This window comes from Saonia sp. (genome assembly GCF_056326165.1).
This window is the reverse complement of record NZ_JBWFBN010000016.1, coordinates 1-23109: the sequence shown is the minus strand read 5'-3', so window position 1 is coordinate 23109 and position 23109 is coordinate 1. Positions and strand designations below refer to the sequence as shown.

Here is a 23109-nt window from a genome sequence, read left to right as displayed (position 1 = left end):
ATAAGTAAATGCAAGAAATTAGGTCGTATAAGCTTATCTTTTTAAGTGCTCTTTTGTTGCTTTTAGGATGTTCGGACCCTGTAACACCAGAATTCAATTACATAGATGAAATTATTTATATAGAGGCTTTGGCTTCAACATCTCCAGGAATTTCTCAAGTTACAGTTAATACATCTGTTACGGAATTTGGTGTTCGTAAAGTTGTTTTTATTGATAATGCATTGGTGACTTTTAGGAATACAGGAACAGGAGAGCAGATAAATTTAATGCTGCAGGAAGACGCCTATGTTCCTCCAAGTGATTTTGTTGTGCAAGAAAATGAAACTTGGGAAATGCATGTTGCCTTATCTGATGGTAGACAGTTTCAGTCCCAACCTGAAAAAGTTACTAACATAGTTGAGATCTCTGAAATAAATGCAACTTATAGTCCAGAACTTTTTTTTAGTGATGCCCAAGAAGGCTTTGTGCCAGGGCATGGTATTTCTGTAAGCTTTAATGATCCTGCAAATGAAGCAAATTATTACTTCTGGCGTTTTAAATCGTTTGAGCCCATTATCCTGTGTGGTGTATGTTATGAGGGGACTTATTTTAGGAATGGAGAATGTCGTGCTTTTGAGGGATATACTCTGGTTCCTTTTTTTACTTATGCCTGTAATTCTCCTTGTTGGCAAATAAGATATAATGAAAATATTCAAATATTTGCTGATGAGTTTTCAAATGGTGCAGCTGTAAACAATATTTCAGTGGCCAATATTCCACTATATACTAAAGAAAATATAGCCGTGGAAATTCAACAGCTTTCCTTAACTGCAGATGCATATCAATATTATAAAGCTTTAAAAGATATTATAAACAATAGTGGAAGCTTTAATGCTCCACCGCCAGCTGCTTTAATTGGAAATTTGTTTAACCCTAATGATAGTAATGAGGTTGTTTTAGGTAGATTTACAGTTGCTGCGTCGTCAACAAAATCAATTTTTTTGGATCGGTCTGGAATTGAGGAAGCACCATTGGAAGTAAATAATGTTATTTTTAATGATGAGGGTGGAATAGGAGTGGATACTCCATTTCCTGATACTTTGGCAATTCCATGTGAAGAATCCAGATATAGGACAGGAGTTACGCCAGAAGCTTGGGTAGATATAGATTAATGTGCCTCTAGCCAATTATCACCAATTCCCAATTCAACATCTAAAGGAACAGCTAGTGTATAAGCATTTTCCATTTCGGTTTTAATAAGAGTTTTCATTTCTTCCAATTCTGGTTTGTGGACATCAAAAACCAATTCATCATGTACTTGTAAAAGCATCTTGGTTTTATAATCACCCTGCGTTAGTTTTTTATGGATATTTATCATGGCAAGCTTAATAATGTCCGCGGCACTTCCTTGTATAGGTGCATTCACAGCATTTCGTTCTGCTGCGCCACGTACAATTGCATTGCTTCCATTAATGTCCTTTAGGTACCTACGGCGCCCTAGAACAGTTTGTACATATCCATTATCACGAGCAAAATCTACCAGTTCACTCATATAATTTCTGAGCTTGGGATAGGTCTTATAATAAGTATCGATAAGGTCTTTGGCCTCCGAACGGGACAAGTCCGTCTGATTGCTCAATCCAAAGGCAGAAACTCCATAAATAATTCCAAAATTAACTGTTTTGGCATTGCCTCGTTGCTCACGGGTTACTTCACTTATTGGAACATTAAAAACCTTGGCAGCAGTTGAAGCGTGAATATCTTCCCCGTTTTTAAAAGCTTCAATCATGGTATCTTCCTCACTGAGTGCGGCAATAATACGCAACTCTATTTGCGAATAATCCGCCGCTAACAAAATATATTCATCATTTCTGGGAACAAAGGCTTTTCGTACCTGTCGCCCTCTTTCTGTTCTAATAGGAATGTTTTGTAGGTTTGGGTTATTACTACTCAATCTGCCCGTGGCAGCCACTGTTTGCATATAATCTGTATGTACTCTACCTGTGGTGGGTTCTATCTGTTCTGGTAATGCATCCACATAGGTGCTTTTAAGTTTTGCAAGACCTCTATAATTTAAAACATTTTGAATAATCTCATGGTCTTTTGCTAAGTAGGAAAGCACATCTTCTGCAGTAGAATATTGGCCAGTTTTGGTCTTTTTGGGCTTATCTACCAGTTTTAATTTATCAAAAAGAATTTCTCCCAATTGTTTGGGAGATGCTATATTGAATTGCTCACCAGCTTCCTCATATATTTTGGCTTCAAGTGTAGCAATGTCATTGTCTAAATCGGCCGATAGGGAATGTAAAAAATCTTTATCAAGATTAATTCCCTCCAGTTCCATATCTGCCAATACACTTAACAAAGGAACCTCAATATCGTTAAAAAGCCCGTCTGTTTTTGCTTCAGCCAATTCAGGCCTAAAATGTTGTGCCAATTGGTAGGTGATGTCGGCATCTTCTACAGCATATTCCGTTTGCTGTTCCAAAGGAACATCACGCATACTTAACTGATTTTTTCCTTTTTTACCAATTAATTCAGTAATGGAAATAGGCGTGTAGTTAAGGTATGTTTCGGCAAGCACATCCATATTATGCCTCATATCTGGATTTATAAGGTAATGTGCCAACATGGTATCAAAATAGGTGCCTTTTATGTTGAGGTTGTATTTGCGCAATACCTTAACATCATACTTTAAATTCTGGCCTATTTTTTCAATATGTTCTGCTTCAAAGAAAGGGCGTAACTGTTCTATAAGTTCTTGTGCTTGGTTTTTGTCTTCAGGGAATGGAACATAAAAACCTTTTCCTGCTTCCCAACTGAATGCAATGCCTACAAGTTCTGCCTGTAAGGGGTTTAACGAGGTGGTTTCCGTATCAAAACAAACCGAGGTCTGTTTCATTAAATTTTGTACAAAAAGTTTCATTGCCATACCTGGCACAATGCTTTGGTATACATGGGACACACTTTTTGCCGTATCTCTGCTAGAAATAGCCTCTAAAGGTTCGTTGGCTTCTCCTGTACTTCCAAATAATGAGAATTGACCTTGCCCAGCCGCACTTGGGTCCTTTTTTAGGATTTCTTTTTTAATTTCAGAAGAAGACTCAATAGTAGGTTCATTTGAGAACAATTTTAAAAATTGGTCTTTGAGTCTTCTAAACTCTAACTCCTCAAAAATCTCTTGAACTTTTTTGGCATCTGGTTCTGATAATTCATAATCCTTGGCATCAAAAGTAACATCGCAGGTGGTGCAGATTGTTGCCAATTTCCGAGATAACCTTCCCAATTCGGCATTTTCTTCCACCTTTTCTTTCATTTTGCCCTTTAGCTTATCCGTATTTGCCAAAAGCCCTTCCATGTCTCCAAATTCTTGAATGAATTTTTTGGCAGTTTTATCTCCAACTCCGGGCAATCCGGGAATATTGTCACTGGCATCACCCATCATTCCCAAATAATCAATTACTTGTTCTGGTCGTTGCACACCAAAACGTTCTTGGATTTCAGGGATTCCCCATATCTCAATCCCATTGCCCAAACGAGCAGGGCGGTACATAAAAATATTTTCTGATACTAACTGTCCAAAATCCTTGTCTGGAGTTACCATATAGACTTTATAATCCTCTTTTTCTGCTTGTTTGGCCAGAGTTCCAATAATATCGTCTGCTTCCCAGCCTTCTAAAACAACAACAGGAATATGCATGGCCTTTAACAATTCTTGGATATAGGGAACAGCTATTTTTATACCATCGGGAGTTTCATCTCTATTGGCTTTATATTCAGGAAATAGCTCTGTTCGTTCGGCACTTCCTCCTTTATCAAAACAAACGGCCAGATGGTCTGGTTTTTCACGTCGGATAACATCAAAGAGGGAATTTGTAAACCCCATGATGGCAGAGGTATCCATGCCTTTGGAATTGATTCTAGGATTTTTGATGAATGCATAATACCCACGAAAAATAAGGGCGTAAGCATCTAATAAAAAAAGTCGTTTTTGGTCTGCCATTTTATGTTTTATTGAAGGGTTTCAAACTTACAAAGAATATCAACCTTTCTAAAGTTTTATGAAGTTATATAAGAGTTAGAAGGAATATTTATATGCCCTTCATTGGAATATTTTCTGTAGGTAAACCCAGATTGAATGCAATAACTGCCCGTTTCTCCTTTTTTATTGATGGCGATATAACCTATCTGAAAGTTCTTATAGTCCGTATCTTTTGTGACTATCCGGTTTACAGCTTCTTCACAAGCCTCCTGAGGGCTCATTCCCTGGCGCATTAATTCCACAATAAGAAAACTGCCAAGCGTTTTCACTACTTTTTCCCCAACACCTGTAGCTGTTGCTCCACCCACCTCATTGTCCACAAAAAGACCAGCACCAACAATTGGAGAATCACCAACGCGTCCACCAACTTTGTATGCCATGCCACTTGTAGTGCATGCCCCAGAAATATCACCATCTTTATCAATGGCAAGCATGCCAATAGTATCATGATTTTCTATATTGATGATGGGTTCGTATTTTGATGTTTTTTTCCATTCCAACCATTCTTGTTTTGATTTTTCTGTGAGCAAGTCTTCTTTTGGGAAGCCTTTTTCATATGCAAATTGTTCAGCTCCCAGTCCAGCTAGCATCACATGCGGCGTGTCTTCCATTACCTTACGGGCAACAGAAACTGCATGGGTTACATTTTGCAAGTAGACAACAGCACCACAATCACCATCTTTGTTCATAATACACGCATCTAAAGTTACATTGCCATCCCTATCTGGTCTGCCCCCTTTGCCTACGGATTGATTGTTAACATCGGCCTCTTCCTCCATTACTCCTTTTTCCACTGCATCCAAAGCATTGCCACCTGCATTCAATACTTCCCATGCTTTAGAAGTTGAGTTAGGAACGTTCCATGTGGCAATAACAATTGGTTTAACACTTTCAGGAGAATTAATTGGGGTTGCAGATGTATTAGCTTCTTTACATGAAGCAGTAATCAATGGCGTGGATAAAATTCCAGCTGTACCTACAGCCGAATTTTTAAGGAACTTTCTTCTTTGCATATTGTGTAACTTTATGGATTAAATATACAATTATGTTAGTAGAAGTTTGCGCCAATTCATTGGAATCTGCCCTAAATGCGCAAAAAGGCGGGGCAGATAGAGTTGAACTTTGTTCCGAGTTGGGCATTGGTGGAATTACCCCATCTTATGGGGTGTTGAAGATGACAAAAGAGAAATTGGCAATTCCCATCCATGTATTAATTAGACCAAGAAGTGGAGATTTTACTTATTCTGATTTGGAATTTGAAATCATGAAAATGAATATTATCCTCTGTAAAAAACTGGGAGTTAATGGAGTAGTTTCTGGAGTACTACACAAAGACTTTACATTGGATTTTGAACGCACATTAATTTTAAAGGAATTGGCTGGCTCAATGAAGTTTACATTTCATAGAGCTTTTGATTGGGTGAAAGAACCCTTTATAACTTTGGAACAATTGGAACAAATAGGAGTAGATTATATTTTAACATCTGGACAAAAGAAATCTGCTATTGAAGGAATCAATCTTTTGTCGGCATTGAAACAAAAAGCAACCTCATGCGTCCTATTACCTGGAGGAGGAATTAATGAATCCAATGTTATGGAATTTAAGCAAAATGGTTTTAAAACAGTTCACCTATCTGGTACGGGTTTAACCAAAACATTGTTGGAGAAGCCTATTATTTCTATGAACTCCGACTCTTTTATTTCTGATGACAAAACAGCTATGACCAATGAAGTCACTATTAAAAAAGTATGCAGTTTAGTTAAATAAAAGTGAACAGGGAAGAGACCACTTATTTATAAAATATATTTGTAAAAAAGAATTATATGTTGCGTTGGATTATATTTATATTAATTTATTTGGTGGTTGCCTTTTATACGCTCCAAGCTTTAAGAACAGTAACCAAACAACAATGGATTCATTATGCTTTTGTCATTGTGGCTATGTTAGTCATATGCAATTTTATATATCAATTCACCATTGGTTCAGAAGGTAGGGTACTTAGCAGGCCTAAAAGTTATGCTTTTGGATTTTTAATAACCATTCTGGCTTTTATGACCATAAATCTCGTTTTACTTTTTTCAGAAGATATTTTTAGATTTTTTTCGGCCATATATTACAGAATTTCGGGGAAGCATACAGAGTTTACAATCCCATCTAGAAGGAAGTTTCTTAGTATGGTAGCCCTTGGAGTTGCTGCACTTCCTTTTAGTGCATTATTGTATGGAATGTATAGGGGCAAGTACAATTTCAAAGTGTTAAAATATAATTTAGAATTTGATGATTTACCCGATGCGTTTGATGGATATCAAATAACCCAAATTTCTGATATACATAGTGGAAGTTTTGACAATGAGGAAAAAATTAGCTATGCTATAGATTTAATAAATGAGCAGAAAAGTGATGTTCTTTTTTTTACAGGAGATATGGTCAATAACAAAGCAGAGGAAATGACGCCTTGGGCATCTCTTTTCACAAAGCTTGAAGCCAAAGACGGTAAGTTCTCTATCTTGGGAAACCATGATTATGGGGATTATGTGGATTGGGATACTGAAGAGGAAAAAAGTCAAAATTTAAAGGATTTAAAAAAACTTCAAGGAGAAATAGGTTTTGATTTATTATTGAATGAAAGCAGGTATTTACAAAAGGGTAATGATAAATTAGCTCTAATCGGTGTAGAAAATTGGGGCCGTGGCGGATTCAAGAAAGCAGGAGATTTGCAAAAGGCAAAATCCAATATTGGCAAAGAAGATTTTAAAATACTATTGAGCCATGACCCGTCCCATTGGGAAGATCAGGTTATTTCCGACGATTACCATTATCATTTAACCTTAAGCGGACATACCCACGGTATGCAGTTTGGAATAGAAATACCTGGTTGGATAAAATGGAGCCCCGTAAAGTGGCGTTATAAGTACTGGGCAGGGGTATATGAGGAAATGGGTCAGTATATAAATGTAAACCGTGGTTTTGGGTTTTTAGGTTACCCTGGTAGGGTAGGAATTTGGCCAGAAATCACAGTGATAACATTAAAAAAGAAATCTTTAACGTGAATTTAACGTAATACTTGGTGGTTGGAATTTCAGTATCAGTTGTTTTTTAACATTTTTTAGTATTTTTGGCCTGTAACCCAATGATTCATATATGTCAAAATTTGGCGAATTAATTGATTTAAGCGTTCCTGTACTATTGGACTTCTATGCCGATTGGAACGAGCAATCCACTTCTATGCATCCTGTATTAAGGGATGTTGCTGCTGCCTTGGGAGATAAAGGCAAAGTAATTAAAATAGATGTGGACAAGAATAAGGAGCTTTCACAAGCCTTAAGGGTAAAAGGATTGCCAACCCTAATGATTTATAAAAAAGGAGAAATGGTCTGGCGACAGAGTGGCGAACAGGATGCCAATACGTTGCTGGGGATTATAAACGAATATATTTAACAAAAAAGGCGAGATTTAAATCTCGCCTTTTTTGTTATTGTTCCACAGGTGTAGACAGACTATCCAATTGACCATTATTGGGAATGGTATCTATTTCCATTGAATCTTGCATATCTGGGTCACCTATAGGTGAAGGTGATAATTCTTCTTCCAAGGTACTTCCTTCATAAAAATGACTAAATTTTGCTATATATTCATTAAAAATGATGGTTTCTTTTTCTGCAAAATCTCTATCCTTATTCCTGATTAAAATATCGATATTTCGTCTATAGGCCTCCATATCGGTAATAATATCATCAATATTGTCATATTGCTCATCCAATGGCATGCCAGCATAATAGGTTAGGCGTTCTTGGTATTTTGTTTTTAGACCAGCAAACAAATCTCTTGCTTTGGATGTTTCGCCTACTTTATAATAGCCATCTACAAAAGGCTCTACAAATGCATAGAATCCAAAATAGTCCAATGGCATATTTTCCATTGCCATGTTTATTACTTCTTTGGCTTTGTCTATTTTGTTTTCATTAATCAAGGTTTCAGACAAACGAGCCAAATTACTCCTAAATGATAACCCTTGGCTTCTTGTCTGTGGGTCATGATAAATATCTGCCCTTCCAGAATTACCCCAATCCCATTTTTTTACAATATCGTACATGAGGTCACTATCAATTCTTCCCATTTCAAAAGAGCTTTGATTTTTGGTTTTTATAGGAACCAATTTGTACACTAAACCATCTAACTGCAAATAATCCTTCATCCATATATATTCGGCAGTATCAAAACTACCACCCGAAAAATAAATAGGACGTTTCCAATCATTGTTGGCAATAAGGTCCAACATTAAAATTCGATTTTTTGGTAAAGCACTTGGTAAGTCAATATCTATAAAATCAACTATGGATGCAGAATCTTTTTCTTTGACCAAACCACTTTCCAAAACATTTTTCTTATTCACTGGGATGCGAATTTTATTGGTGGGATAATACACAATATCCTGATTGCTAATTGGATACTCGTTTAAATCGGCGCCTCTTTGTTGTAAAATATGTTTGAATTTAGTTTGCGGTTTGTCACTACCTACCCAATTCATAAAATCTTTAATGTCCCATCTGCTATCCGTGATTCCTTGATGGTATATGGCATCTCTTGACCCATATGTATATAAATTATGTGTAAGCTGTGAAGGAATAGGGTCGCTTTCATAAGCTTTACTCTTCATTTGGTCTATATACCAATCTGTAGCAAAAAGACTTGTGTTTACAATTCTAACATCCGTTCTATGACCTTCAATTTCTTGTGCGTACCAAAGTGGAAAGGTATCATTATCACCAATTGTAAAAAGTATGGCCCCAGCATTTTCTTCGCATGAATCCAGATAGGCTTTGGCAGTTGAATTGGCTGTAAAACGGTTAGATCGGTCATGATCGTCCCAATTTTGATATGCCATTACGGTTGGTACAGCCAAAAGGCAAATGACAACTACAATTGGAGCCAATATTTTTGGAGAGAGTAGCTTTCTAAATTCATCAAATAGGCCATAAACCCCAATCCCTATCCACAGTGCAAACACGTAGAAAGACCCAACTAAAGAATAATCTCGCTCTCTAGGTTGAAAAATCCCTGGATTGGTATAAAACTGTATAGCGATACCAGTGAACATAAAAAACACAAAAAGTGCCCAAAACTGTTTAGGGTTTTTTGAAATTTGAAAAACCAATCCTATAATTCCCAAAATAAGGGGCAAAAAGAAGTACGTATTTCTTCCTTTGTTATTTTTTATATCACTAGGCAAATTGTCTTGGCTTCCTAATCTAATATTATCAATAAAATTTATTCCACTCAACCAATTACCATTATTATTATATCTGCCTTGAACATCATTTTGTTTTCCAACAAAATTCCACATAAAATAACGCCAGTACATATACCCAAATTGAAATTGGAACATGTATTTTACATTTTGCCCAACGGTCGGTGGTAAAACTTCTATATAATCACTGAATTCATGTAAAAAACGAATGTATTGTTCTGAGTCTATTTCACCATTAGCATAGCCATCTTTGAACTGTTTTATGGCACCCCTAAGTTCAGAATTTCCTAAATACTCAGATTTTATTTTAAATTCCAAAGGGTCAAAATGTGTCATATAGTTTTCTGCATTTTGGTCGCTCCACATTCTGGGTAATAATCCCCTATGCTTTTCATTTGGACCTGGAATGGCATTTTCATAATGATTAACAATCACATATTTTCCTAATTTTTCATCCTTTTCATATTTTGGTTTATCGTCCACTTCGTCACCTGAAGGCGCAAACAAGTCTGAATAATAAGTTCCGTAAATAGGGCTGTCTACACCAGGGTATTGCTCCCTGTTGTAATATGCCAATAATGATCGTGCATCTGATGGGTCATTTTCGTTGATGACTACATTAGCATTAGCTCTTATTGGAAGCATAATCCACGATGAAAATCCAAAAATTAAGAACATAACACAAAGCACCAGTGTGTTGGCTGTTCTATAATCGTTTTTTCTAGTATAACGCAATCCAAAATAAAAGGCGGCAATAAATATGAGACCCATTATTAGGGTGCCAGAATTAAATGGTAGTCCAATACTATTAATGAAAAACACCTCACTCCAACTAAAGAGTTTCAAAACATAGGTCAAAGAGAATTTATAAACCAACATTAGCACTGCTACTACTGCTATATTGGCAATGAGAAAGTTTTTTATGGTTGTGGTTTTGTATTTTTTAAAATAGAACAAAAGACCTATTGTGGGGATAGCCAAAAAGCCCATAAACTGAATTCCAAACGTTAATCCAACCACAAAAGAAATAAGTACCAGCCAACGATTTCCTCTAGGGTCGTCCAAATTATCCGTCCATTTTAGACCCAGCCATAAAAGCAAAGACATAATAAAGCTAGCCATGGCATACACTTCCGTTTCTACGGCATTAAACCAAAAACTATCAGAATATGTAAATGCTAGTGCGCCAACAAGACCACTTCCTAAAATTGCAATTGCCTTGCTGTTTGTGATTTTTTCATCTTTGGACAACAATTTTCTTGTGAGATTAGTAATGGTCCAAAACATAAAGAGAATGGTAAAGGCACTGGATACTCCAGACAAGAAATTTACCATAAAAGCCACTTGGCTTGGTTCCAAGGCAAACATGGCAAAAAAGGCACCTATCATTTGTAATAGAGGTGCTCCTGGAGGGTGGCCTACTTGCAATTTTGCAGAGGTGGCAATATACTCACCAGCATCCCAAAAACTACCTGTGGGCTCTACAGTTATAACATATGTGATAAGGGCTATAAAAAAAACGACCCATCCTAAGATGGTGTCCCATTTCTTGAAGTTTTTTGAAAACATGCAATGCAGTTGTTGGTACTATGGGCGAATTTACTAATTAAAATAGATATGCATGTAGAATTTTGATAAACCTTTAACATGTAAGTTACCTATATTTTTAAATCATTGTCTTAAAATATTTGCCCAAACAAAACTTTGTTTTAAATTTGCACCTCTTTTAGAGAGATTGGCCCATGGTGTAATTGGCAACACTCCGGTTTTTGGTACCGTCATTCAAGGTTCGAGTCCTTGTGGGCCAACAAAATTTTAAACAAATCCCGACATCTTTTGGTGTTGGGATTTTTGTTTTTAAAAAGGTTGTGTCTGGCTCGTATAAAATACCCTTAAGAGCCTAAAAAATAGAGAATAGGTTACTTAAACTATAAAAAATTCTGTTTATCGCACATTTTTGTAATATAAATCTGATGTTTTGTATATTGTGAATGGATTGATGAATAAATTGTGCTCCATCATTCTAAATATCACCCCACTCTAATTAAAGTTATTTGTCATGAATTTAACCACTAAGAATCTTAAGATTATCCTACTTCTTGTAGTTGTTGGTTTTTGTGTAGGTATTTATCTGCAGGATTTACAGCACAGAAAAAGTACTGAGCATGCCTGGACAGCCAATAGGTTTAATTTAGAACGTTTTGATAAAATCACCCAATATAATAAAAGAATGAATTCTAGAAACTGGAGAGCTATGAGGGATAGTATATATGGGCAATTGGATTCATTAATGATATTAAGGTATAGAAAAGAAGTGGATAGCCTTACTGAGTTGAAAAGTCAAGAGCAAAAAATTCAAATGGAAGGTGGTTTTTCTGTTTCAGATAAATAATATAGCTATTCTTCTGAGGTTTCCTCATCATAAGCATCTTCCCGAGCTTCATATTCCTCATCTAGCTCATCCATCATTGTGCCTATTTTCTTTTTATCCTTAATCATGGCCCAGGTCATAATTAAACTAGTGGCAATAATTACAAATAGTAAGATGCCAGATTCAAAGGTCGCTACTTCTGCTTCTTTTGGTATAGCATAGAATAATAATACAGTAATAAGACCCCTAGGCGCTATAAAAAGTTGTGGAAGAATGTCCTTCCCAAAAAAAGTGCGAAGTAATACAAAACGTATGGCGTATATGGATGCTATAATCAATAAACTTACCAATGCAACACTAAAGCTAAAAAGGGATGTTATAGCTATGGTGATTCCAAAAATGACAAAGAAAAAAGTGCGGACCACAAAAGCAGTTTCCAAGGTGATTATATGTAGCTCATGATAAATTTGGTTTATTTTATCATGCTCTAAAAAAACTTTCATTTTGCCAGGAAAGAACAACTTTACATTAGCAATCACCAAACCAAAAATAAGAATAATAATGAGAGATGATAAGTGCATTTTCTTTCCAATGGCATAAAGCAATAACAATACGGCAATCAATAAAAATTGTTTTGCCTGACTTTTTATTTTTTGAAACACTAGAATAATAGCATAACTAGCAATTAATGCAATAACAATAGTGAGTACTGTGCTGCCAGCAAAACCTACAACGCCAGAACCTTCTGTAGGTTCTAATCTAGAAGTTAAAAAATAGAACATCATAATGCCCAAAATGTCAGAAAACGTACTTTCATATATATGAAACTCCTTTTTTGAATCTTTTAGGCCAGAAACACTTGGAATAATTATGGCACTAGATAGTATAGATAAAGGTGTTGCATACAACCAAGCCGATTGCATAGACATATTTGGGATAAATTGATGTAAAATAAGGGCAGCTACCCATGCCGATGCCACCAACCCTATCAATGCAATGGCCATAGATTTTAGAATGGGAACCAACTTTTCTCGTTTAAGTTCTAATTCCAATGCGGCTTCCAAAACAATCATTATTAACCCAACAATTCCTAAAACCTCCAAAGCACCGTCCAAATCTGGCATGGTTGGCACAAAATATTTAAGAACATATTGTAGTATTACACCCAAAACTATGAGCATAAGTACTGAGGGAATGTTCGTTTTCTTGGAAATTCCATTGAACCAAAAAGAAAGGACAATAATAACTGAGGCAGCAATTATAACATTATATGATGATAGGATTTCCATACTTAGGTTATTTAGAACTCCAAAATACAATTAAATCCCCATATCTTAAATGGTAGAATCCTTTGTTGTCAAAAAAAATAAAAGTTGTATCTTTGCACCACTGAAAGGATATAATAGTATTCATGAGGGGACATTTTGTCCCCTCTTTTATTAGTAAAACTTTAGTTTTAGAAATATTTTCAATAAATTGAAGGTCATGTTAAAAGACAAAGTAACGGAACTGTTAAACACAGCTTTGGCAGAAAATGAATCAATTTTTTTAATTGATTTTTCCATGTCTTTGGATAATAAAATAAAGGTGATTTTGGATGGAGATAATGGGGTGTCCTTACAGGATTGTATGAATGTTAGTAGGGCCATTGAACATAATTTGGACAGGGAAGAGGAAGATTTTTCTTTGGAAGTAGCATCAGCTGGTGCAACATCGCCCATCATATTGCCAAGACAGTACAAAAAGAATATTGGTAGAAAATTAGAGATAAAATTAAACGGTAAGAGTTTGGAAGGAAATTTAACCGGAGCAAACGAAGATACCATTACATTGGAGTGGAAATCTAGGGAGCCAAAGCCAGTAGGCAAAGGAAAAATAACAGTTCAGAAAAAACAAGAAATTGCCATTTCTGATATTGAAGAAGCAAAAGTTGTATTAAAATTTTAATTGTAGGTCAAAAATGGAAAATATTGCATTGATCGAGTCTTTCTCCGAGTTTAAGGACGATAAGTTCATAGATAGGGTAACGCTAATGGCGATTTTGGAAGATGTTTTTAGAAATGCGCTAAAAAAGAAATTTGGTTCTGATGATAACTTTGATATCATTATTAACCCAGATAAAGGGGATTTGGAAATATGGAGAAACAGAATTGTTGTAGAAGATGACGAGGTAGAAGATCCTAATGAAGAAATATCACTTACGGAAGCTCGTAAAATTGAGCCAGATTTTGAAGTTGGTGAAGATGTTTCAGAAGAAGTAAAATTAATTGATTTAGGAAGAAGGGCCATTTTGGCATTGCGTCAAAATCTTATTTCTAAAATTCATGAGCATGATAATACAACCATCTACAAGCAATTTAAGGACTTGGAAGGTGAGATTTATACGGCTGAAGTTCATCATATTAGACATAAAGCAATTATTTTATTGGATGATGAAGGAAATGAGATCATCTTGCCAAAGGATAAACAAATCCCAGCGGATTTTTTTAGAAAAGGGGATAACGTTCGTGGTATTATAGAGAGTGTGGAATTAAAGGGGAACAAACCTTCAATAATTATGTCCAGAACCTCTCCATTGTTCTTGGAGCAATTGTTCTTCCAAGAAATTCCAGAAGTTTTCGATGGATTGATTTCTATTAAAAAAGCAGTACGTATCCCTGGAGAGAAGGCAAAGGTTGCTGTTGATTCTTATGATGACAGAATTGACCCTGTAGGAGCCTGTGTGGGTATGAAAGGTTCTAGGATTCATGGTATTGTTAGGGAATTAGGGAATGAAAATATTGATGTTATTAACTGGACCAATAACCCACAATTATTGGTTACAAGAGCATTGAGCCCAGCAAGAGTTTCATCAGTGAAATTGAATGATGAAAAAATGACTGCCCAAGTTTATTTAAAGCCAGAAGAGGTTTCCAAAGCTATTGGTAGAGGGGGTCATAACATTAGATTGGCGGGTCAATTAACTGGTTATGAGATTGATGTATTTAGAGAAGGAGTTGAGGAAGATGTGGAATTAACAGAATTCTCTGATGAAATAGAAGCTTGGATCATAGAAGAATTCAAGAAAATAGGAATGGATACTGCTCGTAGCGTTTTGGAGCAAGATGTGGATGATTTAGTAAAAAGAACTGATTTAGAAGAGGAAACAATTGTTGAAGTTGTTAGAATCCTAAAAGAAGAATTAGAAGATTAAGCTATATATTAGCAACAAATTATTGGAATAGGAATAAATATTTATGGCAGAAAACGCAACGGTAAGGCTTAATAAGGTCCTTAGGGAACTAAATATTTCATTGGACAGGGCAGTGGATTTCCTCTCATCTAAAGGGCATGATGTTGAGGCTAGACCTACTACCAAAATTTCTAATGAAGTATACCAAGTGTTGTTGGATGAATTCCAAACAGACATGAGCAAGAAGGTTGCGTCCAAAGAAGTTGGGGAGGAAAAAAGGAAAGAAAAGGAAGCCATAAGGATTAAGCTAGAAGAGGAGCAAGAGGAAAGAAGACTTGCGCGTGAAAGAAGAGCTGCTGCCGAAGAAGTGGTAAAAGCAAAAGCAGAACTTTCTGGACCTAAAACTGTTGGTAAAATAGACTTAGAGCCGAAAAAAACAGTACCATCTGTTAAGAAAGTAAAAGAAGAAGAAAAAGTAGAAGAGAAAGCTGTTGAAAAAGAGATTGCTCCTGCTGAAATGAAGGTGGAGGTTGAAGAGCTGAAGGTTGAGCTCAAAAAAGAAGTAGCTGCAGAACCAGATTCTGAGGAACCAAAGGCAGAAACACTTACAACTCAATATAAGAAGCTTTCTGGCCCAAAAATAATGGGTGATAAGATTGACCTTGCCAAATTTGAGAAGCCCAAGAAAAAAGCGGAGACACCTAAGGATAAACCAAAATCTGCAGATGCGAATAACGATCGCAAAAAAAGAAGAAGAAGAATTGTCAGTAATACAGGACCACAAACAGGTGGCACCGGAGCTGGAGCAAGAGGCAAAGGACCAGGAGCTAGAAAAGGCAACAATCCAAGATTTGGATCGGCACCAAAAGTGGAGCCTTCAGAGGAAGATGTGCAAAAGCAAGTACGTGAAACCTTGGAAAAACTTCAAGGAAAGTCCAAAAAAGGAAAAGGAGCCAAATATAGAAGAGATAAGAGAGATCAGCATAGGCAACAAACAGAGAAGGATTTAGAACAACAAGAATTAGAAAGTAAAATTCTTAAGGTAACGGAGTTTGTTACTGTAAATGAAGTAGCAACAATGATGGAAGTTTCTTCCACTCAGATTATTTCTGCATGTATGTCTTTGGGAATCATGGTAACCATGAACCAGCGTCTTGATGCTGAAACATTATCTATCGTTGCTGAAGAATTTGGATATGAAGTAGAGTTTGTGACTGCCGATATTGAGGAGTCAATTGTTGAAGAGGAAGATGCTCCAGAAGATTTAAAACCAAGAGCTCCAATTGTTACTGTAATGGGGCATGTGGATCATGGTAAAACATCTTTACTGGATTATGTTAGAGAGGAAAACGTGATTGCGGGTGAAAGTGGAGGCATTACTCAGCACATAGGTGCTTATGGGGTTACGTTGCAAGACGGACAAAAAATAACATTTTTGGATACTCCAGGTCACGAAGCCTTTACGGCAATGCGTGCAAGAGGTGCCCAAGTAACAGATATAGCAATTATTGTAATTGCTGCAGATGATGACATAATGCCTCAAACAAAAGAGGCAATTAGTCATGCGCAAGCTGCAGGTGTTCCTATAGTATTTGCAATTAATAAGATTGATAGGCCAACAGCCAATCCTGATAAAATTAAGGAAGGTCTTGCTCAAATGAATTTGTTGGTAGAAGATTGGGGAGGTAAAATACAATCTCATGATATTTCTGCAAAAACTGGGGAAGGCGTAAAAGAATTGTTAGAGAAAGTATTGTTAGAAGCAGAACTTCTTGAATTAAAAGCTAATCCGGACCGATTGGCAACAGGTACTGTTGTTGAAGCATTTTTAGATAAAGGTAGAGGATATGTGTCCACTATATTGGTCCAGGCCGGAACATTGGAAATAGGTGATTATGTATTGGCCGGTACCACAAGTGGTAAAGTAAAAGCCATGCACGATGAACGTGGAAAAATTGTTAAGAAGGCTGGCCCAGCAACGCCAATTTCAATCTTAGGATTAGATGGTGCGCCACAAGCTGGTGACAGGTTCAATGTATTGGAAGATGAAAGGGAAGCCAAGCAAATAGCAGCTAAAAGAGGTCAATTACAACGTGAGCAATCTGTACGTACACAACGCCATATTACTTTGGATGAGATTGGTCGTCGTATCGCATTGGGAGATTTCAAAGAATTAAATGTTATTCTAAAAGGTGATGTGGACGGTTCCGTTGAGGCATTGACAGACTCGTTCCAGAAATTATCAACTGAAGAAATTCAGGTAAACATTATTCATAAAGGTGTTGGAGCGATTACTGAGTCTGATGTGTTATTGGCATCAGCTTCCGATGCAATTATCATTGGGTTTAATGTAAGACCAATGGGCAATGCAAGAGATATTGCAGATAAGGAAGAAATTGACATCAGAATGTATTCTATTATTTATGATGCTATCAATGAGCTGAAGGATGCTATGGAAGGAATGCTTTCTCCAGAAATGAAGGAAGAAATTACAGGTAATGCAGAAATAAGAGAAACCTTTAAGATTTCTAAAGTGGGAACCATCGCAGGTTGTATGGTGACCAGTGGTAAAATATATAGGAATACAAGTATTCGTCTTATTCGTGACGGAGTGGTAATATATACAGGAGAGCTGGCTTCTTTAAAACGATTTAAGGATGATGTTAAAGATGTTGCAAAAGGGTATGATTGTGGATTGCAAATTAAGAACTATAATGATATAAAAGAAGGAGATATTGTTGAGTCCTTCCAAGAGGTAGCTGTAAAGAAAAAGCTATAAACCTCAAATAAAAATCATACAGATATAAAAGAAAAAAACGACCTACATGGCCGTTTTTTCTGGTTTTAACAACATGGCGCTGGGATACTTTTTCCTCACCTCAATAAGTCTGCGTTCTGCTTCTAATTTAGTAGAAAAACGCCCTACTCGTACTCTATAACTAGGGGATTCAAAATCTATTTTAGAATACCATCCAGGAAAGTCTATTTCAACATCAGATTTTATTTCTTGAGCTCTGTTATATGAGCCAAAAAACACTTGTATTCTATATAGTTCCGAGCTTTCATTCACAGATTTATAGATGTCCAGTAATTTGTCTATTTTTTCATCTTGCTCAATGGTGACAACACCTTCTTGTGCAATGCCAAAGGATGCAAAGCAGATAATAGTGAGCAAATTAATATGTATTTTCATTGTACTTGTTTATGTTTAAAAATATGGGTGCTACAAATGTAATTTTTTAATTTTCAACCCAAAGAATTCAATTCTATTTAGAATTATTATAAATTATAAATTATCAATCCCTTAACATTTCCCAAATAAAGTCTATGTCGTATTTTTGTCGTCAATTTTAACGACGATAAATGTGCTTGTATCTGTATAACACAAAATATCGTGCCAAGATTTCGATAGAAATATTTTTAATATGAAAAAGGTTCCGTACCGCAATCAAATTTCTAAAAATTTAGGTATCAACATAGTAGCATTTCTACTACTCTTTTCAGCCTCTCTTTTTGCGCAAGATGCTCCTTCTGATGGAGACCCGGCCAAAGGAAAACAATTATTCAATCAAAACTGTGCTGCTTGTCACTCTTTAGATCGTAAGATGACTGGGCCAGCTTTGAGAAATGTGGAAACTCGTTTGTCTGATGATGAAGGATTGGACCGTGAATGGTTATATGCATGGGTTAAAAACAGTCCCAGTTTAATAAAATCGGGAGATGCTTACGCAAATAAAATATACGATGAGTATAGTCAGGCGGCTATGACGCCTTTTCCTACGCTTTCTAATACGGATATTGATGATATTTTAGCTTACACTGCTGCTGAACCAGCTACACCAGTAGCTGCAGCTTCAGGAGTTGCTGGGGAATCAACCGATGCTAAATCTTCTGGAATATCAAATGAATTGATTTTAGGAGCTTTGGCTCTTATTTTTGGACTTTTGGTATTGATGCTCTTTTTGGTAAACAAAACCTTAAAAAGGATTGCTTCTGCCAATGGTGTTGATTTAGAAAAGGAAAAAGGAAAAAGTTTACCTATTTGGAAAGCTTTTGCAAAAAATCAATTTTTAGTTCTTGTTACTTCAATACTTCTTTTATTGGGAAGTGCATATTTTGCTTATGGATGGATGATGCAAGTAGGAGTGGATCAAGGATATGCTCCTGTGCAGCCTATTCATTTTTCACATAAAGTACATGCTGGGGATAATAAGATTGAATGTAAATATTGTCACTCTTCAGCTAGAGTTTCCAAAACTTCTGGTATACCAGCCTTGAATGTATGTATGAATTGTCATAAATCTATCTACCAATATCAAGGTAATCCTGAGGGACCTACTAAAGATGATTTGGCAAATGGGTATACCAATGACTTTTATACAGGTGAAATCAAAAAGTTATACGCAGCTGTTGGCTGGGATGAGGAAAATCAAAAATATTCTGGTGAAACAAAAGCCGTGGAATGGGTAAGGGTTCATAATTTGCCAGATTTTGCTTATTTCAACCACTCTCAGCACGTTTCTGTTGCGGGGATAGAATGTCAAACATGTCATGGTCCAGTGGAAGAAATGGATGTTGTTGAGCAATATTCGCCATTAACAATGGGTTGGTGTGTTAATTGTCATAGAGAAACCAACGTGAAAGTGGAGGGGAATGAGTATTATGAGAAAATACATGCTGAACTTTCTAAGAAATATGGCGTGGAGCAATTGACAGCGGCACAAATGGGTGGCTTGGAATGTGGAAAGTGTCACTATTAATATAAACTAAAAGGAGCTAATTTCAGATATATCGTATGGCATCAAACAAAAAATATTGGAAAAGCGAAGCGGAGTTAAATCCCAACGATTCCATTGTTGAGACGCTAAGACAGAATGAATTTGTGCAGGAGATTCCTGTTGATGAATTTTTGGGTGATAAAGAGACACTTGCATCAACAACTACAAATAGAAGAGATTTCTTAAAGTATGTAGGGTTTAGTACTGCGGCAGCTACTATGGCTGCTTGTGAGGGGCCAGTGGTTAAAGCCATTCCTTATGTAGTGCAACCAGAGAGTATAATTCCTGGTGTTGCTAATTATTATGCAACGACAATTGCCAATGGTTTTGATTTTGCCAGTATTTTGGTAAAGACAAGAGAGGGGAGACCAATAAAAATTGAAAATAATACGGATGCTAAAGTTATGGGTAGTGCTAATGCACGTGTTCAGGCATCAGTTTTATCTTTATATGATAGTACGCGTTTACAAGGACCTACTGCTAATGGTGAATCTATTGAGTGGAAAGTTTTAGATGCTACTGTTAAAGCAAAGTTGGCAGGGCTGAAAGACTCTGGAAAGCAAGTTGCTTTGTTAACACAAACATATGCTAGTCCATCTACAGCCAAATTGATTTCGGAATTTTCTGAGACTAATGGGAGTGTAAATCATGTTACTTATGATGCAATTTCTGAGGATGCGGCTTTAAATACTTTTGAAGCTAAATATGGAGAAAGAGCTTTGGCCGATTATGATTTTGAGAAGGCTGACTTAATAGTTTCTTTTGCTGCAGATTTCTTGGGAGATTGGCAAGGTGGAGGTTATGACAGTGGCTATGCAAAAGGACGTGTTCCACATCATGGAAAAATGTCTAGGCATATTCAAATAGAAGCTAATATGTCTCTTACAGGAGCCAATGCGGATAAAAGAATTCCACTAACTCCATCTCAACAAAAAGTGGCTTTAGCCAAATTGTATGGAAAGTTAAACGGAAGCAATGTTGCTGGAGATATTTCAGAGAGTCTAGATAAAGCTCTTGATGGTATTGCGAAGGAAATAGGAAAAGCTGGACCTGGAGCTGTTGTTGTTACTGGATTGGATGACGAAAATGCTCAAGCTGTTGTTTTAGCAATTAACGAAATGTTAGGCAGTAAAGCATTTGATGCTGGTTCACCAAAATATGTAAGACAAGGAAATATTAAAGCTGTCAATGCGCTTATTGCAGATATGAAAGCAGGTAAGGTTGGTGCTTTAATTATGGATGGCGTAAACCCAATGTATTCATTGCCAAATGCCGCCGATTTTGCGGAAGCAATCAAAAAAGTTGATTTGTCTGTTACTTTTTCATCAAATAAGAATGAAACAACAGAAGTTTCCCAGTATGTAGCTGCTGCATCGCACTATTTAGAATCATGGGGAGATGCTCAAGTTAAAAAAGGACATTATAGTTTAGCGCAACCTGCTATTAAGGAGTTATTTGATACAAAACAGTTCCAAACTGCACTATTGCAGTGGATGGGTAGTGATAGAAGCTATTACGATTATATAAAAGAAAATTGGAATACTTCTATTTTAAATGGAGGTGAGTGGAACAAGGCATTGCAAGATGGTGCTTTTGTTGCTCCAATGGCTCCGGTAGAAGAAGTTGCAGAAACAGTAGTGGTTGAAGAAGAAGTAACTGCTGTAATTGCCCCAATAGCATCTGCGGTTCGTAGCTTGGCTGGAGCAAAGGGCTCTGGAATGGAACTTGCCTTGTATTCTAAAGTGGGCATGGGAGATGGTCTGCAAGCTAGCAATCCATGGTTGCAGGAGTTTCCTGATCCAATCACACGAGTTTCTTGGGATAACTATGTGACTGTTTCTAAAGCTGATGCTGAAGAACTAGGTTTGGTAAATGAGAATGTTGCCAATGGTGGTTTGGATGGTAGTTATGCTAAATTAACTGTGAATGGAGTTGCTCTAGATAATGTTCCGGTAATTATTCAGCCTGGTCAGGCAAAAGGTTCTTTAGGGCTTTCTTTCGGTTATGGAAAGAAAGTGGGGATGAAAGAAGAAATGCAGACAGGTGTAAATGCTTTTGTTTTATACCAAGGATGCTCAAATATACAATCTGTTACAATTGAAAAGTCTGCTGGAATGCATGAGTTTGCATGTGTTCAATTGCATAAGACATTAATGGGTAGAGGGGATATCATTAAGGAAACATCCTTAGAGATATTCAATACTAAAAACCATGCTGAGTGGAATCCTGTTCCACAAGTTTCATTAAATCATAATGAGGTACCTGCAACGGAAGTTGATCTTTGGGATAGTTTTGATCGTTCTGTAGGACATCATTTTAATTTATCTATTGATTTAAATGCTTGTACTGGTTGTGGTGCTTGTGTTATTGCATGTCATGCAGAGAACAATGTTCCTGTAGTTGGTAAGGAAGAAGTTCGTAAATCTAGAGATATGCACTGGTTGCGTATTGATAGATATTATTCTTCTGAAGAAACTTTTGAAGAGGATGATACTAAAAAAGAAGGCTTAGATGGTCTTTGGGGTGATAATGGAAGTTTAGATGGCTTTGGTCAATTGGAAAACCCATCTGAAAATCCACAAGTAGCTTTTCAGCCTGTAATGTGTCAGCATTGTAACCATGCTCCTTGTGAGACTGTTTGTCCTGTTGCTGCAACATCACATAGCCGACAAGGGCAGAACCATATGGCATATAATAGATGTGTGGGAACAAGATATTGTGCTAATAACTGTCCTTATAAAGTAAGACGCTTCAACTGGTTCTTATATAATAACAATGATGAGTTTGATTATAACATGAACAACGATTTGGGTAAAATGGTTATCAACCCAGATGTGAATGTTAGGTCTCGTGGTGTTATGGAAAAATGTTCTATGTGTATACAAATGACACAGAAAACAATTTTGGATGCCAAGAGAGATGGTAGAGAGATTAAGGATGGTGAATTCCATACTGCATGTTCTGCTGCTTGTAGCTCTGGAGCTATGGCATTTGGAGATGTAAATGACAAAGAAAGTAAAATTGCAGAGTTAAAGGAAAGTGACCGCATGTACCATTTATTGGAGCATGTAGGCACTAAACCTAATGTATTCTATCATGTAAAAGTGAGAAATACAAACGAAGCATAACAAAAAAATAAAGCAAGTAACTTTAATATAAATTATGGCGTCGCATTACGAAGCACCTATACGAAAACCCTTAGTACTTGGAGATAAAGGCTACCATGATGTAAGCGTTGATATTGCAGCTCCGGTAGAGGGAAGAGCCAATAAGCATTGGTGGATTGTATTCTCTATTGCTATGCTGGCATTCCTTTGGGGTGTTGGTTGTATCTTATATACTATTTCTACAGGTATTGGTACTTGGGGATTGAACAAAACTGTTGGCTGGGCCTGGGATATTACCAACTTTGTATGGTGGGTAGGTATTGGTCATGCTGGTACATTGATTTCTGCCGTATTGTTATTGTTTAGACAAAAATGGAGAATGGCAATTAACCGTTCTGCAGAAGCAATGAC

The 23109-nt window shown here is 36.6% G+C and carries 15 protein-coding genes, 1 tRNA gene and 1 pseudogene; 12 read left to right on the top strand and 5 right to left on the bottom strand.

Annotated elements, in window-relative coordinates:
- Window positions 1-8 precede the first annotated feature (8 nt).
- A complete protein-coding gene (locus AC000W_RS13075; protein WP_474748918.1) occupies window positions 9-1151 on the top strand; it encodes a DUF4249 domain-containing protein in 1143 nt (380 codons plus the stop codon).
- On the opposite strand, the gene polA is transcribed toward AC000W_RS13075, so the two are convergent.
- On the bottom strand, window positions 1148-3982 hold the full coding sequence (gene polA / locus AC000W_RS13070; protein WP_474748917.1) for a DNA polymerase I: 2835 nt from the start codon (window positions 3980-3982) through the stop codon (window positions 1148-1150). The two genes, AC000W_RS13075 and polA, sit on opposite strands and share 4 nt — an antisense overlap.
- Before the next feature lie 56 nt (window positions 3983-4038).
- Window positions 4039-5034, bottom strand: coding sequence for an isoaspartyl peptidase/L-asparaginase family protein (locus AC000W_RS13065; protein WP_474748915.1), 996 nt, complete (start codon window positions 5032-5034; stop codon window positions 4039-4041).
- A gap of 32 nt (window positions 5035-5066) precedes the next feature.
- Here AC000W_RS13065 and AC000W_RS13060 point away from each other — a divergent pair, with 32 nt between their 5' ends.
- The 3 genes from AC000W_RS13060 to AC000W_RS13050 all read left to right on the top strand — a co-directional run bounded on the left by AC000W_RS13060 (window position 5067) and on the right by AC000W_RS13050 (window position 7460).
- Complete coding sequence (locus tag AC000W_RS13060) at window positions 5067-5789, top strand: copper homeostasis protein CutC (protein ID WP_474748914.1); 723 nt, start codon at window positions 5067-5069, stop codon at window positions 5787-5789.
- Between the two features lie 56 nt (window positions 5790-5845).
- Window positions 5846-7072, top strand: a complete 1227-nt coding sequence (locus tag AC000W_RS13055; RefSeq protein WP_474748912.1) for a metallophosphoesterase — start codon at window positions 5846-5848, stop codon at window positions 7070-7072.
- A gap of 91 nt (window positions 7073-7163) precedes the next feature.
- The gene (locus AC000W_RS13050; protein ID WP_474748910.1) at window positions 7164-7460 is read left to right on the top strand and encodes a thioredoxin family protein; all 297 of its coding nucleotides are present in this window, start codon (window positions 7164-7166) and stop codon (window positions 7458-7460) included.
- Between the two features lie 34 nt (window positions 7461-7494).
- On the opposite strand, the gene AC000W_RS13045 is transcribed toward AC000W_RS13050, so the two are convergent.
- Window positions 7495-10839 carry a glycosyltransferase family 117 protein gene (locus AC000W_RS13045; protein WP_474748908.1) on the bottom strand — a complete coding sequence of 1115 codons (3345 nt, stop codon included), beginning with the start codon at window positions 10837-10839 and terminating at the stop codon, window positions 7495-7497.
- A 167-nt stretch (window positions 10840-11006) separates the two neighbouring features.
- Between AC000W_RS13045 and AC000W_RS13040 the strand changes: the two genes are divergently transcribed.
- Together AC000W_RS13040 and AC000W_RS13035 are read left to right on the top strand one after the other, a co-directional pair.
- Window positions 11007-11078 (top strand) — tRNA-Gln (locus tag AC000W_RS13040).
- Window positions 11079-11329: 251 nt separating this feature from the next.
- Window positions 11330-11662, top strand: a complete 333-nt coding sequence (locus AC000W_RS13035; RefSeq protein ID WP_474748907.1) for a hypothetical protein — start codon at window positions 11330-11332, stop codon at window positions 11660-11662.
- Between the two features lie 5 nt (window positions 11663-11667).
- On the opposite strand, the gene AC000W_RS13030 is transcribed toward AC000W_RS13035, so the two are convergent.
- Complete coding sequence (locus AC000W_RS13030; protein ID WP_474748905.1) at window positions 11668-12930, bottom strand: cation:proton antiporter domain-containing protein; 1263 nt, start codon at window positions 12928-12930, stop codon at window positions 11668-11670.
- Between the two features lie 196 nt (window positions 12931-13126).
- Between AC000W_RS13030 and rimP the strand changes: the two genes are divergently transcribed.
- The 3 genes from rimP to infB are packed head-to-tail and all read left to right on the top strand — an operon-like array spanning window position 13127 to window position 17592.
- Entirely contained in the window at window positions 13127-13588 is a 462-nt protein-coding gene (gene rimP / locus AC000W_RS13025) for a ribosome assembly cofactor RimP (RefSeq protein WP_474748903.1), read from the top strand.
- 13 nt (window positions 13589-13601) lie between these two features.
- Window positions 13602-14834 carry a transcription termination factor NusA gene (gene nusA / locus AC000W_RS13020; RefSeq protein ID WP_474748902.1) on the top strand — a complete coding sequence of 411 codons (1233 nt, stop codon included), beginning with the start codon at window positions 13602-13604 and terminating at the stop codon, window positions 14832-14834.
- A 43-nt stretch (window positions 14835-14877) separates the two neighbouring features.
- A complete protein-coding gene (infB, locus tag AC000W_RS13015; RefSeq protein WP_474748900.1) occupies window positions 14878-17592 on the top strand; it encodes a translation initiation factor IF-2 in 2715 nt (904 codons plus the stop codon).
- 42 nt (window positions 17593-17634) lie between these two features.
- Here infB and AC000W_RS13010 read toward each other — a convergent pair whose 3' ends face one another.
- Entirely contained in the window at window positions 17635-18006 is a 372-nt protein-coding gene (locus AC000W_RS13010) for an SPOR domain-containing protein (protein WP_474748898.1), read from the bottom strand.
- A gap of 232 nt (window positions 18007-18238) precedes the next feature.
- Here AC000W_RS13010 and AC000W_RS13005 point away from each other — a divergent pair, with 232 nt between their 5' ends.
- From AC000W_RS13005 to AC000W_RS12995, 3 genes and pseudogenes are all read left to right on the top strand, one after another.
- The gene (locus AC000W_RS13005) at window positions 18239-19573 is read left to right on the top strand and encodes a c-type cytochrome (RefSeq protein ID WP_474748896.1); all 1335 of its coding nucleotides are present in this window, start codon (window positions 18239-18241) and stop codon (window positions 19571-19573) included.
- A gap of 35 nt (window positions 19574-19608) precedes the next feature.
- Entirely contained in the window at window positions 19609-22719 is a 3111-nt protein-coding gene (locus AC000W_RS13000) for a TAT-variant-translocated molybdopterin oxidoreductase (RefSeq protein ID WP_474748895.1), read from the top strand.
- 34 nt (window positions 22720-22753) lie between these two features.
- A pseudogene (locus AC000W_RS12995) lies at window positions 22754-23109 on the top strand (NrfD/PsrC family molybdoenzyme membrane anchor subunit); the annotation flags it as partial.